Genomic DNA, 15,596 nt, shown 5'->3' with positions numbered 1-15,596 from the left:
AGAAACCCGCAAGACAATCCGTTGTTGAGCGGGTTTTCTTATTTGATGAGTTTTGCCATTTTCAAGGCTTTGAGCAGTACCATATTGATATCCTCGGAAATCTTAAAGAAATAGTTCAGATACAGGTAAACGATGGTGATCAGGACTGATTTCATTCCGATACTGATGACCGGGTGAAACGGAAAATCCCAATAGTAAAAGGCAAAAAAGCAAAACAATGATATTCCGAAAGAATATAAGGTGTTTCTGGAAAACGGAAACAGTTTCATCCGCATGACCACAAAAAGGAGCTTTGCCAGGCTGTATAATGTTATCGAAATCAAGGTGGCTATCGCAGCACCTTCAATACCCATTCTCGGGATAAAAAACATGTTAAGGCTGATGGTCAGAAACACCAGCAGCAGTCCTAAAAACAGAACGGCACGATAGTATCTGGAGTTAAAAATGATTGCATTGTTATTTCCCAGCAGCAAATCGAAATATTTGGAAAGTCCGATCACAAAAACAACAAAAATTCCGCCGCGGTAATTTTGGGGAAGCATGGTGTACAGTTCATTAATATTAACCAGTATTCCCAAAAAGACCAATCCGCCGACTACCTGTAACGATATGGATGTTTTTTTATACAGGTCGTTCAGTTCCTCGTGTTTGTTTTCCGTCATCAGCTTTGCTGTAATCGGATAAGTGATCTGGTGCATTGCCCGGCTGGGAACCGATATTACCGTAGCAATAAAGATGGCTACCGAATAATAGGCTATGTTTTCGATCGCGATATACTGCCCGATCATGTTTTTGTCTATATCCAGAAGCATGTTCGCGATACTGCCCGATAGAATAATAAAAGAGGAATAGACCAATACGGCTCTGCTATTGGCCGGAAGCCGGAACCGGAAAACAATGGGCTTTACTTTAAAGGCATAAAACAGCATCAATAGCATGGTCGCTAAATAGATGCCCATCAGTGCATTGATAAACATCAGCGGACTGATCCATTTAAAGTAAACGGCAAACAGGAAAACCGTGATGAGAATACGCAGGGCGATTTCTTTGATAAAGCTTCCGAAAACGGATTGCATGTGTACTTTTACCCAGGCATAAAATATTTCAAAATAACCCATACACAAACCGATCACCGGAATCTGCCATACATAATCGAAGATAATCGGGTTTTTGCGGGACAGGAACGATGCTACAGCCGAATATCCGAAGGTTCCGAAAAGAAACATCGGGATAATGAGCAGGAAAGGGAGAAACAACACAAAGGTCAGGAATTCTTCTTTTTCTTTTTCGGTCTTATAATGGGTAAAGTATTTAATCAGGGTATTGTGCACGCCAAAAGCCATCAATGGCATGATGATATTCGCCGAAGAAAGCAGATAGCCCGTTAGTCCGTAATAGGTTTCTCCTAAAAATTTAGGATACATAAAAAGCGTATTGGCAGCCCCTATTACAAATCCGATATAGGTTATCACCGTGTTTTTTATGGATTGATTAATGACAATTCCCATGCTATTTCAATAAATCGGCTAATTGTTTCGTCAGGTTTTTACGGCTGTATTGCTGCAGTCCTACCGGATATACTTTCAGGTTTTGCTCCAGATAGGCTTTATAGTATTTTAAAAGCGTTTCTTTGACCAGGTCTTTTTCTTCATACAGGGCAAAAACACCGGTATTGGTTTGTTTCAGTATGCCTGCAAAATCCGCTTCTTCCGGTCCGATAGCGAGTATTGGTCTTTCGGAAACCATATATTCAAACAGTTTTCCCGGTATGATGCTTTTGGTTTCTTCCGAATCAATTTCGATTAGTAACAGTACCTGCGATTTACGCTGGTGCTGTACCGCTTCCTGGTGGGAAACGTAGCCCAGATTGTTTACATACGGAGCCAGTTTAAACTCGTCTATCGTTTCCATGATTTCCTGACTGGTTGCCCCTATCAGTTTCAGCTGAAAGTGCTCCTTAAATCCGGGTTCTTCTTTTACCAGTTCGCTCAAGGCTTTCCAAAGTATTCTCGGGTTGCGCTCCGACAAAAAGGAACCGATATGGGCTAAGGTGAATTTTTCATCCAAAGGTTCTTTGACAACCTTTTCTACATCATAGCCGTTGGTAATAACATGAATCGGTTTGGTCGTAATAGCTTCAAATTCTTTTTTAGTGGTCTGGCTGGTTACCAAAAGGAAATCGGCCTCCTGCATTACTTCCCGTTCCAGGTCTTTGTGCTTTTTAGCGGCATAGCCGGATAACTTTAGCGCTTTATGATAGCCAATAGTGGTCCAGGGATCCCTGAAATCGGCTACCCATTTGATGTGTTGCTTTTTTTTCAGTGCGAGCCCGATAAGGTGCAGGCTGTGCGGCGGTCCGGTAGTGATTACCGTATCAATTCCGTTTTCTTTAATATATTCCGACAAATAGGCAACCGACGGTTTTACCCATAATACACGGGCATCGGGTATGAACAGGTTACCTCTTGTCCACAGCATTAAACGTTCTAAAAACGACTGCTTTTTTTTATTCGGGATAATCCCGGAACTGATTTTCCTGGTTTTATTTTTTGAAAAAACCGAGGCCCATGCATAGGGCTCGGTAATTTTCTTTTTAAGTATCGTGATGCTGTCCGGAATTTCTTCTTCCAGTTGCCGGTCCAATAACGGATAGGTTGGATTTTCCGGAATATAAACCACCGGTTCCATTCCGAAGTCCGGTAAGTACTTTACAAACTTCAGCCAGCGCTGTACACCGGGGCCTCCGGCCGGCGGCCAATAATAGGTTATGATCAGTACTTTTTTCATTATCAGTTATGCTGCGTTTTCTTTTTTCTTTTTAGCATCAAAATAAATTCCGGCAATAATCAGTATCAGCATTGCAATAAAGCTGAATAAGGAAATCTGGCTTCCTTTTTTAACCACTCCCGGTTCGAATTTAAATTCAATGGTGTGCTTTCCTGCCGGAACTTCCATCGCTCTCAATACATAGTTCACGGCAAAATGCGGTACTTCCTTACCATCTATAACCGCTTTCCAGCCTTTCGGATAATATACTTCCGAGAAAACAGCCAATCCTTCATTCGGGTTATCCGAGGTGTATTTCAGGTAATTCGGTTTGTACTCCTTTAAGGTAATCACGGCCGAAGAGTCTTTTACAAAAGTGCTTCCTTTTACCGCATTGGCAAATTCTTTCTGGTTTAGAACCGCTGTTTTTTTAGTGTCCAGTTTGTCCAGCGCTTTCATTTCCTGATCCGGTGTGTTTACTTTTTTCACCTCACTCACAAACCACGCATTTCCGTTTGCTTCCGCATTTTTCAACGGGATGTCTTTTCCTTCGTTATCTTTCTGGATGATGTATTTTACATTCAGCATGTTCAATACACCAATATTGTTTTTCGCAATCTGGTAGTCAAACAGCTGCTGCATTTTTCTTGGTTTTGCCGCATGGTAACCACCAATAGATTTGTGGAAATAGGACGCTCTTGCACTCGACATGTTACCGTCTACTTCAAATACCCTGTAGTGTGTTGTATCCTGTAATATCTGTGCATCGGCCGGTGTTTCTTCAAAAGGAACATCTGCCTGACGTGCTGTAACAAAGCTATCGCTGTTTACATAGTTTTTATCAACAAAGAACAAATCGCCCACCATTAATACACCTACCAGTACAACAGCCGTAACCTGTGACAGTTTGTTTTTTGTAAACAGCCATAATACTGCCGCTGCCAACAGGATCAATGTTCCGGAACGCAATAAATCGGAAACATACATCGCAGCACGCTGCTCTTTTAATGCCTGGATAAATGGTGCGCCCATTTCTCCGTAAGCCTGTAAATAGTAACTGTCGTTTCCTCCGGTAAAGCTGAACATTCCTTTGGACAATAGTAAGATTACCACTACTCCCAAAGCTGCTGCGCCGGATTTCCATAAAGCATTCCAGCGTTCTTTCTCCTCGGCTTTAAAAAAGGATTGTAAGCCCAATACGGCTAAAACCGGCATACACAGTTCCAGAATTACCTGGATGGATGATATGGCCCGGAATTTATTGTACATCGGTACATAGTCGATAAAGAAATTCGTCAGTGCCGGTAAATGTTTTCCCCATGACAGGAATAACGATAACAAGGCACCGGCAAGAAACGTATATTTGATTTTTCTTTTGTCGATAAACAGCGCTAAGATGAACAGGAAGAAAACCACTGCGCCAATATAAGCCGGAGCGGCAACTATAGGCATATCGCCCCAATAGGTCGGTACGCTTGATGCAAAGTCTTTTGCCTGTTCCGGTGAAGCACCCTGATTGGAAACCATTTCATACATTGGCGAATCCACACCTACGTTTTCATGGTTGGAACCTCCGAATAAACGAGGGGCAATCAGGTTAAAGCTTTCGGCAATACCATAGCTATATTCGGTGATATACTCATAGGACATCGCGTTATTGCTTTCTTTTTTAGAACCGTCCGGATTGAATGTCAGTTCACTGTCGCTTCGGGTACTGTATTTGGCATATTCGGAAGTTGCCATCAGGTTGGTTGCATTGACACCGATACTCAAAATACCGGCTACAGCAAAAATTCCGATAACAATTCCTAAGTTTTTAAAGTCTTTGTTTTTGATATACTGAATGGTAAAACAGATGCCTATTACCAACAGGAATAATAGCAGATAGTACGTCATCTGGAAGTGATTCGCATTGATTTCCAATGCTGCTGCCACCATAGTGAGCAGTCCTCCCAGCAGGTATCTTTTCCGGAAAACCAGGATCACTCCGGCAACCACCATTGGCATATAGGCTATTGCATGGGCTTTTGCATTGTGTCCCACTCCTAAAATAATAATCAGGTAGGTCGAGAATCCAAAGGCCAGAGCGCCAAAAAAGGCTTTGAGCGAATCTACCCTGAACACGCGGAGTAAAATATAAAATCCTACAAAATACAGGAATAAATAATCTGCCGGACGCGGTAAAAAGCGGATAACAGAATCCAGTTGTTTGATAAAATTATTAGGATAATTGGCGCCTAACTGATAAGTAGGCATTCCTCCAAAAGCACTGTCTGTCCAATAAGGCTCATCGCCTGTTGTTTTTCTGAAGTCGTTCTGTTCTTTTGCCATCCCGATATATTGAGCAATATCGGACTGGAATACTTTTTTACCCTGTAGTACAGGATGGAAATACAATAAAGAAATCAGTACAAAGCCAAAAATTGCCAGTACATGTGGGTAAAATTTAGAAAGGTTTTTCATAAAAAGAATTTAGCCTAATAATAGTAGGCTAAAATAGAAATAAATGTCTTGTAAAAAAAGAAAAAGAGCAGGTTTCAAACACTACTCTATCTCTTCAAAATCGATATACTCGCCTACTTTTTTCTTCTCTCTGGGTTTATCGGAAGAAAAGTTAGCCTGAGTATTTTGCTGTTGCGATTGCTGTGTATTTTGCTGATTGTAGTATTGTTGCTGTTGCTGGAAGTTTTGCTCTGCTTTTTTCACAACCTGTTGCAAAAAATAAGGTGCCAATAACTTCATTACAAATTTTAGCGCATAAAAAATAACGATAATCCATAACAATGTTCGCACAAAACCGCTAAATGATGCCGTATCCATAATATATAAATTTTGTCAAATTTAATAAATCATTCGTTTAAAAATAAATTCTATTTCTTAAAATAATAATAAAATAACTACATTTGAATTACGTTTATATCCTATTGAAACGCAACTTACCCATGATAAAGCACTTTAAATTAAAAATTGCAGGTCTTTTACTTTTTACCACCTCATTAAATTACGCCCAGTTTACAGATGAGATCAACTCGAACCGCCCCGGAAAATCACACGGTGCTTTCTCGGTAGGTAAAACCGTAATTCAGGCAGAAGCCGGTACGTATTATATTAATGACAAGCACAAATATCTGGGTTATAAGTCTTCGGGTTTTGGCGGGGAATTAAGTCTTCGATACGGCGCTTTCTTAGAGCAGCTGGAGTTTATTGCGGATATCCAATACCAGTTTGACAGTTACAAAACCGATTATTACGATACGAACCGAAACGGTATCAGACAGGCCACCATAGGGGCCAAATACCTGGTGTATGATCCTTTTAAAAATCACGAAGAGAAAGTAAACATTTACAGCTGGAAAGCAAACCACCGTTTTAAATGGCGTCAGTTTGTACCGGCAGTCGGGGTTTATGTAGGTGCTAATTTTGGCGCTTCCAATATTTACAGGTATCCGGACGAGCCTTCTTTCAGTCCGAAAGCCATGTTGATTACCCAGAATCATTTCGGGGCACAATGGGTATTGGTGGGTAACTTTATCGCCGATAAATTCACTTCCGATTATTCCAGCTACGGTTACGTTTTAACGCTAACAAGAGGTATCAACGAGAAATGGTCGGCTTTTATAGAAAACCAGGGTTACCAGAGTGATTATTATTCCGATGTAATCTTCAGAGGCGGTGCAGCTTACCTGCTTCGCAAAAACCTTCAGATTGACGCCTCAATAGGAGCGAATATCAAAGATACACCATCCTTAGTTATTGGCGGAATCGGTTTTTCATGGCGTTTTGACAAAAACTACAAGCCAATCGAAATTAAGAGCGGTAAGGAAGAAAAAGGCAAAAAGGACGGTAAAAAAGAAGAGAAGAAAAAACGTGTTGATGAGATAGAAACGCAATAGTATTTAAAATGATTCACATACAAGAAGCAATCACTAAAAAGGAAATGACAGACTTTGTTACATTTCCTTTTCAGTTATATAAGAATAACGCTTACTGGGTTCCGCCTTTAATAAAAGATGAACTCAAGAGTTTTAACAAGTCTAACGACATCTTTAAAAGTGTAACGGCACACTTTTTCCTGGCCTATAAAGATCAAAAAGTTGTGGGGCGTATTGCCGCAATTATCAACTGGACAGAGGTTAAGGAACTGCACAAGGCCAAAGTGCGCTTTGGCTGGTTTGATGTTATTGATGATCTTGCCGTTTCCAAAGCCTTATTAGACAAGGTGACCGAACTGGGCAAAACGAACAATATGGAGTATATTGAAGGACCGGTAGGTTTTTCAAATATGGATAAAGCCGGTATGCTCACGGAAGGTTTCGACCAGATCGCAACGATGATCGGATTGTACAACCACGCTTATTATCCGGAGCATCTGGAACAACTGGGCTTTACCAAAGAAGCGGAATGGCTGGAATTTAAGATCGATGCCACCCAGGTGGATTTAGGCAAAGTAGAACCGTTATCACGCATTATCGAACAGCGTTATGAGGTAAAGAGCCTGAATTTTAAAACAACCAAAGACATTCTTCCTTATGTGGACGAAATGTTTGGTTTACTGAATAAGACCTATGCCGAATTACAGAGTTTTGTGCCTATTGAGCAGTTCCAGATTGATCATTACAAAGAAAAATACATTTCCTTTATCCACCCGGATTTTATTACCTGTGTAACGGATAAAAACGGTAAAATGATCGCTTTCGGGATTACCATGCCATCCTTTTCAAAGGCTTTCCAGAAAGCAAACGGGAAATTATTCCCTTTTGGCTTCCTGCACCTGCTTAGGGCGATGAAAAAGAACGATCATGCCGAATTTTATCTTATTGGCGTTGATCCGGAATACCAGAACAAAGGGGTTACAGCTTTAATCATGAAACGTATGTATCAGGTGTTTAACGAAAGAGGCATTAAATCGGTCGAAACAAACCCGCAGCTGGAAGAAAACAAAAAGATCCAGCAACTATGGAAAAACTTTAATCCGGTTATCCACAAACGCCGCAAAACGTTTAAAAAGGATTTATAATAAAAAAAAGCCCTGAATGTTAATTCAGGGCTTTTTCATTTCTATTTCTGAGAGTATCCGATTAGTTTAATTTATTAAACGTATCGGTATAAGTTCCTGTAATCGTTACATTGTTTCCTTTTGTTACCGATCCGTGGATAGTGATTGAAGAACCAGATCCTACGAATTCCAATGTCGCTCCGCTGTTCAATACCAGGTTACCATAGATCACTACACTACCTTCGATTTTCAATTTAGCATTGCTGTTTACATTCAATGAGTTGTACGGGTTGTGTACCTGTCCCTGCGCTAAAGAACCTTTCATGTAGAATGTTCCGCCGCTGTTTACATTTAATCCCTGTGAAACTGCTAAAGATCCGCAGAAAGTAAGGTTAGCGTTTACGTTAACACCCTGTACAGAAGCCGAACCTTTATACTGTAAGTTCTGACCTGAGTTTACATTTAACCATTGGTCACCAGGATAGTTAGGGAAGTTTGTACAGTCAACAGTATTGTTAGGCGTTGCTAACATCTTGATGATTTTCAATCCACCGTTTCCGTTTGCCACGAAAATATAGTCACCGGCACTTTTCACATAGTTAGAAGAACCGTTTAGCGGCAATGAACCTAAAAGGCTTAAAGTTCCTGCAGTGTTGTAGATATATAATCCTGCTGCACCGTTAGCAACAAATGCTTTATTATTGTTAACTGATACTGCATTGGTAACGATATCCTGTACCTCAACTCCGGCTACATTTGTAGGGATTGCGATAGTTTGTAATTTGTTTCCTGTAGCATAGTTATAAACACCTAATCCATTATATCCTTCCGATACTAAAACTCTGCTGTTATCAGCAAAACCGATAGTTCTTTTAGCATCTGAAACATCCTGAGAAGTGGTGAATGCGTTTTGTAAAGCAAATGAATTGGCATCATATACTTTTACACCCTGAGTTCCGCTTAGAACTACAATTTTGTTGTCTACACTTCCTAAAGCTCTTAAATCGGCAACCGGAATAGCTGCTTCAAAAGTATTTCCAGATCTGTTGTAACGTACCAATTCTCCGTTATAACCGGAAACTGCATAATATTTAGAGCTGTTTGCAAAAATATCAGTAGCTACATTTCCAAGAATGGTATTTGGTGTATAGTTTGTTGTTAACAAACCGTTTTGCAATGGCATTTTAGCCGCAAAAGCAGGGCTTGTTAATGCCGGATTTGAATCAATGCTGGTTGCTCCTGCAATGAATAATTCTCCGTTGTTATAAGAAACCGCGCTGATATCGCTGTTCGGGAAAATCGCCTGAACTACTAACTGCGGGTTATTAGGATTTGAAATATTGATTACGTCAATCGCTCCCAAATAGGTCTCCCCTTCGGTATTGTATGACACATAAGCATATTGATTGGCCACATCCACATGTGTCGCTCTCAACGTGTGCCCGTTATAGGTTGGCGCGTTAATTTCGGCAACTAATGTTAGCGGGAAATCACTGGCAGCTCCTGTCATTTTTCCAGAAGTAGCACCTACCATGTCCAAAACTCCTGAATTTGAAAAGTTAATTCTTTGATTTAAAGCATTGATGTCTGAGTTTAAAATAACTTTATCAGCATCTCCGTTTGAATTTGATCCGTTAGTATCATCTGACTGACAACCAATTACGGTTGCAAAAAGCGCTAATGCGGCAATTCCTGTTAATCTGTTTAATTTCATTTTCATTTTATTTGTGGCAAAAATACTCCTTTTATATGTTAAGCTATGTTAAAAAAAGCAGTTATTCACCGTATAAAAACGCAAAACACCGAAGAAGATCTCCGGTGTTTATTCTTACTTTTATATTTCAGGTATTATTCAGCGCTTACGTCTACTGTAGTTTCCTGAGCTATTTTTTTATAGGTTCCGTTAACCAATTTCTCGCGAATTGCCTCGAAAGCCGCTAAAGTTTCGTCGATATCCGTTAAGGTATGCGAAGCGGTAGGAATCATTCGCAACAAGATAATTCCTTTTGGAATAACCGGATAAACCACGATGGACAGGAAGATTCCGTAATTCTCACGTAAATCGTTCACCATCACCATTGCTTCCGGAATACTTCCTTCCAGGTAAACCGGTGTTACACAGGTATTGGTATCGCCAATATTGAAACCTCTTGATTTTAATCCGTTTTGTAACGCATCTACATTTTCCCAAAGTTTTGCTTTCAGTTCCGGCATGGAACGCAACATTTCCAAACGTTTTAACGCTCCGATAGTCATGATCATCGGTAACGATTTTGCAAACATCTGAGAACGTAAGTTGTATTTCAGGTAATCGATAATGTCTTTATCTGCCGCCACAAAAGCACCAATGCTCGCCATTGATTTTGCAAATGTGGAGAAGTACACATCAATACCATCCTGACAACCCTGCTCCTCACCTGCTCCGGCACCGGTTTTACCAAGTGTTCCGAAACCGTGTGCATCGTCAACCAGCAAACGGAAATTGTATTTTTCTTTTAAAGCAATGATTTCCTTTAGTTTTCCCTGTTGTCCGCGCATTCCAAAAACACCTTCGGTAATTACCAGGATTCCTCCTCCGTTTTCCGTTGCCATTTTTGTAGCACGTCCCAAGTTTTTCTCCAGACTTTCTACATCATTGTGTTTGTACGTGAAACGTTTTCCCATGTGTAAACGAACCCCGTCAATAATACAGGCGTGGGAATCTACATCGTAAACAATCACGTCATTTTTAGTTACCAGAGCATCAATAATAGATACCATTCCCTGATAACCGAAGTTCAATAAATAAGCTGCTTCTTTTTGTACAAATTCTGCTAATTCATTTTGAAGCTGTTCGTGAATCGTGGTGTGTCCGCTCATCATTCGGGCACCCATCGGGTAAGCCGCTCCATACTCTAATGCTGCCTGTGCATCTACTTTTCGAACTTCAGGATGGTTTGCCAATCCTAAATAGTCGTTGATACTCCAGTTTAAAATTTCTCTTCCGTGAAACTGCATTCTAGGCCCCAGTTGTCCTTCCAGTTTCGGAAATACATAATATCCCTCTGCCTGTGAAGCCCATTTTCCTAAAGGACCTTTATTACTTTGAATTCTTTCGAATAAATCTTTTACCATACTATTCAATATTAAGTATATTAAAAACGTGCCAAAAGTAACTATTTATTATATGCCATCATAATAATTTCAGCATAGTTTTCTGCCTATTTTATTGTGTGCTGCCACCACTATTTTTTAACCGCTGTTCTCTAAAAAGAAAACAGGGCCAAAATGTTCTGACCCTGTTTTTACAAGAATACTACTGCTGTTCCCGAACGGTTCCTATTGGGTCAGGATATAATAATAGCCCCCTATTATTAATCCGAACGAAACAATCAGTCCGAGCATTCCCTTTCGTTTCTGTTGATTTTCTTTATTAATGATACCATTTATAAGGGTATGCCCGGATAAAACAAACAGGCATAAACCAATAAAGAAGGATAATAACTGATTGGTATACATTCTATCAGAATATTACATGTCAACAATAATAAATTCACTTCTTCTGTTTAACTGATGTTCTTCTTCCGAACACGATATCCCGTCTGCACATTTGTTCAGCAATTGTGTTTCGCCATAGCCTTTACCGGTTAATCGCGAAGCCTCGATACCCTGTTTCACCATCCATGCAATTGTTGATCTGGCTCTTCTATCGGACAAACGCTCATTATATTCATGAGTCTGACGGCTGTCGGTATGCGAACGGACATCTATTCTCATTTTCGGGTTTTCTTTCATGACTTCCACTATTTTAGCTAAGTCAACCGCTGCATCACGACGGATATTCCATTTGTCCAGATCAAAATAGATAATTCTGATTCCGAATGTTTTAGCCAGGTCATCACCTTTCTGAACCGGTTTAACGGTTTTATCCAAGGCTACCGGCAGGTTCGTACTTCCGGAAGTATTTGGAATAATAACGCTTAACTCTCTGGTATTATAGCCCGGCAGTTCTGCTTTTACAAAGTATTTTCGCTGACAGTCCACAGTGCCAAAATTGTAATTTCCGGCTGCATCGGTAGTAACTGTTTTCACTACTTTAAAGTTTTCATCAAACAGGGTAACGGTCGCATTGCGCAATGGTGCTGCAGTATCCGTATCGGTAACGATACCGGCCAGCAGCTGTTCGCAGGCATATTGTAACGGCTGGTTTTCTGTAAACTTATAGATATCATCCGTTCCCTGTCCGCCTTCCCGGTTCGAACTCAGGAATCCTTTTTTAGTGGTGGTATTGATCAGGAAACTGAAATCGTCTTTCGGGCTGTTTGCCGGTGCGCCAATATTCTGTACCGTTTTGAAAGTTCCTTCTTTTGATAATCTGGAAACAAAAATATCCAGACCTCCCAATCCCAAATGGCCGTCGGAAGCAAAATAAAGTTCGTTATCTGCCGATACGAACGGAAAGGTTTCTCTTCCCGGTGTATTGATTACTGCACCTAAATTTTCCGGTGTGCCAAAACTTCCGTCTTCTTTAATGGCTACTTTAAAAATATCCGATTGTCCCAGTGTTCCGGGCATATTGGATGCAAAATACAAGGTTTTATCATCCGGGCTTAATGCCGGATGTGCCGTACTGTAGCTGTTACTGTTAAAAGGCAGTTCGGTAACAGCTGTCCATTTACCGTCTTTTAAGGTTGCCCTGTAAATTTTCAGCAACGTTGTTTTCTGACTGTCTTTTCCTTTTTTACCGTTATTATAGTTGTTACGGGTAAAGTACATCGTTTTGCCGTCTTTTGTAAATACCGGGGTCGCTTCGTGAAACCGGGTACTGATCTCTTTTGCAAATCGTTCGGGGTTGGTTACCGAACCGTCTTCGTTCAGCGTTACCGCATACAGATTGGTAAACGATTCTCCTGTCCAGGTATGTACCCGTTTGCTGAATACACCCGAAGTATCTCTTGCCGAAGTAAAGATCACTTTATTTTCAAAGAAAGAACTTCCGTAATCGGAATACTGAGTGTTGATTCCGGCATTATCAATAGTGTAACGCCCGGAATTCTGTTTGATGATTTCCAGGTAATCGGTCTGGCTTTTATATTCTTTACCTCTTACGTCGTTTGCATTTTTCTCATTGAATTTCGCCAGCATCTGATTGGCCTTTTCATATTCTCCTATGGATTTCAGCGACTGGGAATACCGGTAATAATATTCGGCATCGACCTCTTTCGACATCGCAAACAATTCGCCATACCATTTTGCAGCCGATTCCAGTTTTCCGTTGAAATAATAGGAATCTCCTAATTTTTGCAGTACTTCAACCGACTTGTATCCTTTGTCGGCTATTTTTTCATAGGTTTTAATGGCATCTACATAAGCGTAATTGTCATATTCTTTATTAGCGGAAACAATCTTTCCTTTTTGCGAATATACACTTGTAGAAAGCAGCAGCAGCAAACCTAATTGCAATACTATTTTTTTCATAATCATGTCTTTAATTAGAAGAATCTTGGTGTCAGTATTCTGTTACTTCTGTTAAACAATTCGAATCGCAGGAAAATCTCATGTGATCCTGAGTTATAGTCTGCCAGTTTTGTTGTTTCCATATCATAAGCATATCCTGCAAACAGTCCGTTTGTGATCTGGAATCCAACCATCGCACTGCAGGCTGCATCCCATCGGTAAGCTAATCCGGCAGTGAATTTGTCATACAACAGGAAATTAGCCGACAGGTCAACCTGTAATGGGGCACCTTTAACAATTTTTGTCAGTAATGCCGGTTTGAATTTTATATCCGGATTGATCTCAAACACATGACCGGCAATCACGTAATAATGCAGGTTTTCTTTTGCGGTTGATGCAGAACTTTTATCATAATGTTTGGTTTCCAGAAAATTAGGCACCGATACCCCGACATAGGTTTTATCGGAATGCAGGTAGATTCCGGCACCAAAATTCGGAGAGAATTTATTGTCAATATTGTTCTGAAACCTCGGATCGGAATGGTCATAAATATTCAGCTTGTTAAAGTCAACATTCAGCAAATGTGCCGTTGCTTTTAATCCGAAAGACAGTTTAAAAGTTTCCGATGTATTGATGGTATACGAGAAATCGGCTGAAATGGAATTTTCATCTGCCGGACCAATCCTGTCGTTTACAAATGACAATCCCAGCCCTAAGTTACTATTGTTAATTGGCGTGTTCAGCGATACGGCATTGGTTACCGGCGCACCTTCCAGTCCCACCCATTGCGTACGATGCAATCCGAAAATACTCATTACTCCCCTGGAGCCTGCATAGGCCGGATTGATATTAATCGTATTGTACATATACTGGGTATACTGGGCGTCCTGTTGGGCAAATCCGCTTATCCCGGTCAACAGTAAAACGAAAAGTATAAATTTTGTTCTCATTTTTTATTTGTTTTATAAACCCGGGGTACTTACTTTCCCCCGGGATTCCATTTATCTTGTAATATACAGGTATCCGTTTTTGTTCTGAGACACACCATATGCAGTGGTATACTGCAAAATGTAGAAATAGGTTCCGTCCGGTAATGGTTCTGATGCGTTTACAGTTGCTCTGCCATCGGAATATCCTTTGAATACTTTATCGGTATTGTTATATCCTTTTGTTTCAAAGACCTGAACGCCCCAACGGTTGAATATCTGAATTTCATTATTCGGATAACATTCGATACCCGCAATATAGAAAATATCGTTACTACCGTCTCCGTTTGGAGATACTGCATTAAAGACATTGATCGCACATCCGTCAACTGTAATCACTGTCGGATTATCGCCAATCACATCATTGTCGTCCGAACTGTCAGTTACTGTTTGTCCCTGCGGTGCTGTTCCGGTAACAAAAGCCTGGTTGCTTACCGCACCGGCATTAATATCGGCCTGCGTAATTACATATACTGCTGTGAACGTTGTTGAGTCGCTTGCCCCAACAGCTAAACTGATAGGTCCGCCGGTCACTACCACTCCCGGTAAAGGATCGGTTATGGTAATATTGGCCAAACTTGTATTCCCGGTATTCGTTACTGTAAAGCTATACGTAATGGTTTCTCCGGCCTGAGCAATACCGTCATGATTGTTGTCGTTAAACACTCCGGTTTTGATTAAAGCAATACCCGGATTCTGGATTAACGGTGTAACGGTACATTTCGGACAACCTGGATCTACTAAAGGATCATTAGGGTTAATTGGTGTAGGATCTTCCGAATCGTCCATAACCGGATCACCGTTTGGAGCCGTACCTTCCACTAATGCCATATTATAAACCGCTCCGTCATCGATATCTCCCTGTGTAATGGTATACAAGGCTGTGAATGTTGTTGCATCTGTCACACCCGGTGCCAGGCTGCTTAAAGGTCCGCCGGTAACTGTAACTGCCGGATCTGTTATGTCGATATTGGTAATCGTCACGTTTCCGGTATTCGATACTGTAAAGGTGTACAATACTGTATCGCCTGCGTTTACAAGTCCGTCGCCATTGGCATCCTGGTATGTTCCTTCTTTAAATAAAGTCAGCTCCGGATTTTGTACTAATGGTGTTACCGTTGGCGTATCGTTTGTCGTTGAAGTACCAGAAGTATCCTGAACCGAACCGCCTTGTGGTGTGGTTCCGGTTGCAATAGCTGTATTGCTGATTTGTCCGGCATTGATGTCCGTTTGGGTCAATACATAGGTAGCCGTTGCAGTACCTGTTGCTCCCGGTGCTAAAGTAGCTGGTGTTACCGCTGCATTCGTCAATCCGATCTGTGTATCGTTGATCACCAATCCGTTTACCGTTACGTTTCCGGTATTGGTTACCGTAAAGGTGTACGTGATGGTTTCACCAACCTGTGCAAATG

At 40.9% G+C, this 15,596-nt stretch carries 11 protein-coding genes; 2 read left to right on the top strand and 9 right to left on the bottom strand.

What is annotated here, in order from left to right; translation table 11 throughout:
- Positions 1-38 precede the first annotated feature (38 nt).
- The 4 genes from B3394_RS16740 to B3394_RS16725 all read right to left on the bottom strand — a co-directional run bounded on the left by B3394_RS16740 (position 39) and on the right by B3394_RS16725 (position 5,586).
- Positions 39-1,508 carry a polysaccharide biosynthesis C-terminal domain-containing protein gene (locus tag B3394_RS16740; RefSeq protein WP_286927583.1) on the bottom strand — a complete coding sequence of 490 codons (1,470 nt, stop codon included), beginning with the start codon at positions 1,506-1,508 and terminating at the stop codon, positions 39-41.
- A 1-nt stretch (position 1,509) separates the two neighbouring features.
- Entirely contained in the window at positions 1,510-2,787 is a 1,278-nt protein-coding gene (locus tag B3394_RS16735; RefSeq protein ID WP_414654277.1) for a glycosyltransferase family 4 protein, read from the bottom strand.
- A 6-nt stretch (positions 2,788-2,793) separates the two neighbouring features.
- On the bottom strand, positions 2,794-5,229 hold the full coding sequence (locus B3394_RS16730) for a YfhO family protein (protein ID WP_286927582.1): 2,436 nt from the start codon (positions 5,227-5,229) through the stop codon (positions 2,794-2,796).
- A gap of 81 nt (positions 5,230-5,310) precedes the next feature.
- Positions 5,311-5,586 carry a DUF4834 family protein gene (locus B3394_RS16725; RefSeq protein WP_177733771.1) on the bottom strand — a complete coding sequence of 92 codons (276 nt, stop codon included), beginning with the start codon at positions 5,584-5,586 and terminating at the stop codon, positions 5,311-5,313.
- Positions 5,587-5,708: 122 nt separating this feature from the next.
- Here B3394_RS16725 and B3394_RS16720 point away from each other — a divergent pair, with 122 nt between their 5' ends.
- Positions 5,709-6,659 (top strand): transporter, encoded by a 951-nt coding sequence (locus B3394_RS16720; RefSeq protein WP_177733769.1) that lies wholly within the window; start codon positions 5,709-5,711, stop codon positions 6,657-6,659.
- Between the two features lie 8 nt (positions 6,660-6,667).
- Positions 6,668-7,783: a GNAT family N-acetyltransferase gene (locus tag B3394_RS16715; protein WP_286927581.1), complete on the top strand. Its 1,116-nt coding sequence runs from the start codon at positions 6,668-6,670 to the stop codon at positions 7,781-7,783.
- A 61-nt stretch (positions 7,784-7,844) separates the two neighbouring features.
- Here B3394_RS16715 and B3394_RS16710 read toward each other — a convergent pair whose 3' ends face one another.
- From B3394_RS16710 to B3394_RS16690, 5 genes are all read right to left on the bottom strand, one after another.
- Positions 7,845-9,476 carry a hypothetical protein gene (locus B3394_RS16710; RefSeq protein ID WP_177733765.1) on the bottom strand — a complete coding sequence of 544 codons (1,632 nt, stop codon included), beginning with the start codon at positions 9,474-9,476 and terminating at the stop codon, positions 7,845-7,847.
- A 134-nt stretch (positions 9,477-9,610) separates the two neighbouring features.
- Positions 9,611-10,876 (bottom strand): aminotransferase class I/II-fold pyridoxal phosphate-dependent enzyme, encoded by a 1,266-nt coding sequence (locus B3394_RS16705; RefSeq protein ID WP_177733763.1) that lies wholly within the window; start codon positions 10,874-10,876, stop codon positions 9,611-9,613.
- Between the two features lie 396 nt (positions 10,877-11,272).
- Positions 11,273-13,219 (bottom strand): OmpA family protein, encoded by a 1,947-nt coding sequence (locus B3394_RS16700; RefSeq protein ID WP_286927580.1) that lies wholly within the window; start codon positions 13,217-13,219, stop codon positions 11,273-11,275.
- Between the two features lie 14 nt (positions 13,220-13,233).
- Positions 13,234-14,148, bottom strand: a complete 915-nt coding sequence (locus B3394_RS16695; RefSeq protein WP_177733759.1) for a PorP/SprF family type IX secretion system membrane protein — start codon at positions 14,146-14,148, stop codon at positions 13,234-13,236.
- Between the two features lie 51 nt (positions 14,149-14,199).
- Positions 14,200-15,596, bottom strand: a 1,397-nt coding sequence (locus tag B3394_RS16690; RefSeq protein ID WP_286927579.1) for a DUF7507 domain-containing protein, incomplete at its 5' end; no start/stop codon positions are given.

The organism is Flavobacterium sp. UBA4197, from assembly GCF_002379575.1.
Lineage (GTDB): Bacteria > Bacteroidota > Bacteroidia > Flavobacteriales > Flavobacteriaceae > Flavobacterium > Flavobacterium inviolabile.
This window is presented reverse-complemented; position numbering and strand designations above follow the sequence as displayed.

Excerpts from the sequence above, each read along its gene's own strand:
- B3394_RS16740 (WP_286927583.1), bottom strand. The coding sequence starts at position 1,508 with ATGGGAATTGTCATTAATCAATCCATAAAAAACACGGTGATAACCTAT.
- B3394_RS16735 (WP_414654277.1), bottom strand. The coding sequence starts at position 2,787 with ATGAAAAAAGTACTGATCATAACCTATTATTGGCCGCCGGCCGGAGGC.
- B3394_RS16730 (WP_286927582.1), bottom strand. The coding sequence starts at position 5,229 with ATGAAAAACCTTTCTAAATTTTACCCACATGTACTGGCAATTTTTGGC.
- B3394_RS16725 (WP_177733771.1), bottom strand. The coding sequence starts at position 5,586 with ATGGATACGGCATCATTTAGCGGTTTTGTGCGAACATTGTTATGGATT.
- B3394_RS16720 (WP_177733769.1), top strand. The coding sequence starts at position 5,709 with ATGATAAAGCACTTTAAATTAAAAATTGCAGGTCTTTTACTTTTTACC.
- B3394_RS16715 (WP_286927581.1), top strand. The coding sequence starts at position 6,668 with ATGATTCACATACAAGAAGCAATCACTAAAAAGGAAATGACAGACTTT.
- B3394_RS16710 (WP_177733765.1), bottom strand. The coding sequence starts at position 9,476 with ATGAAATTAAACAGATTAACAGGAATTGCCGCATTAGCGCTTTTTGCA.
- B3394_RS16705 (WP_177733763.1), bottom strand. The coding sequence starts at position 10,876 with ATGGTAAAAGATTTATTCGAAAGAATTCAAAGTAATAAAGGTCCTTTA.
- B3394_RS16700 (WP_286927580.1), bottom strand. The coding sequence starts at position 13,219 with ATGAAAAAAATAGTATTGCAATTAGGTTTGCTGCTGCTGCTTTCTACA.
- B3394_RS16695 (WP_177733759.1), bottom strand. The coding sequence starts at position 14,148 with ATGAGAACAAAATTTATACTTTTCGTTTTACTGTTGACCGGGATAAGC.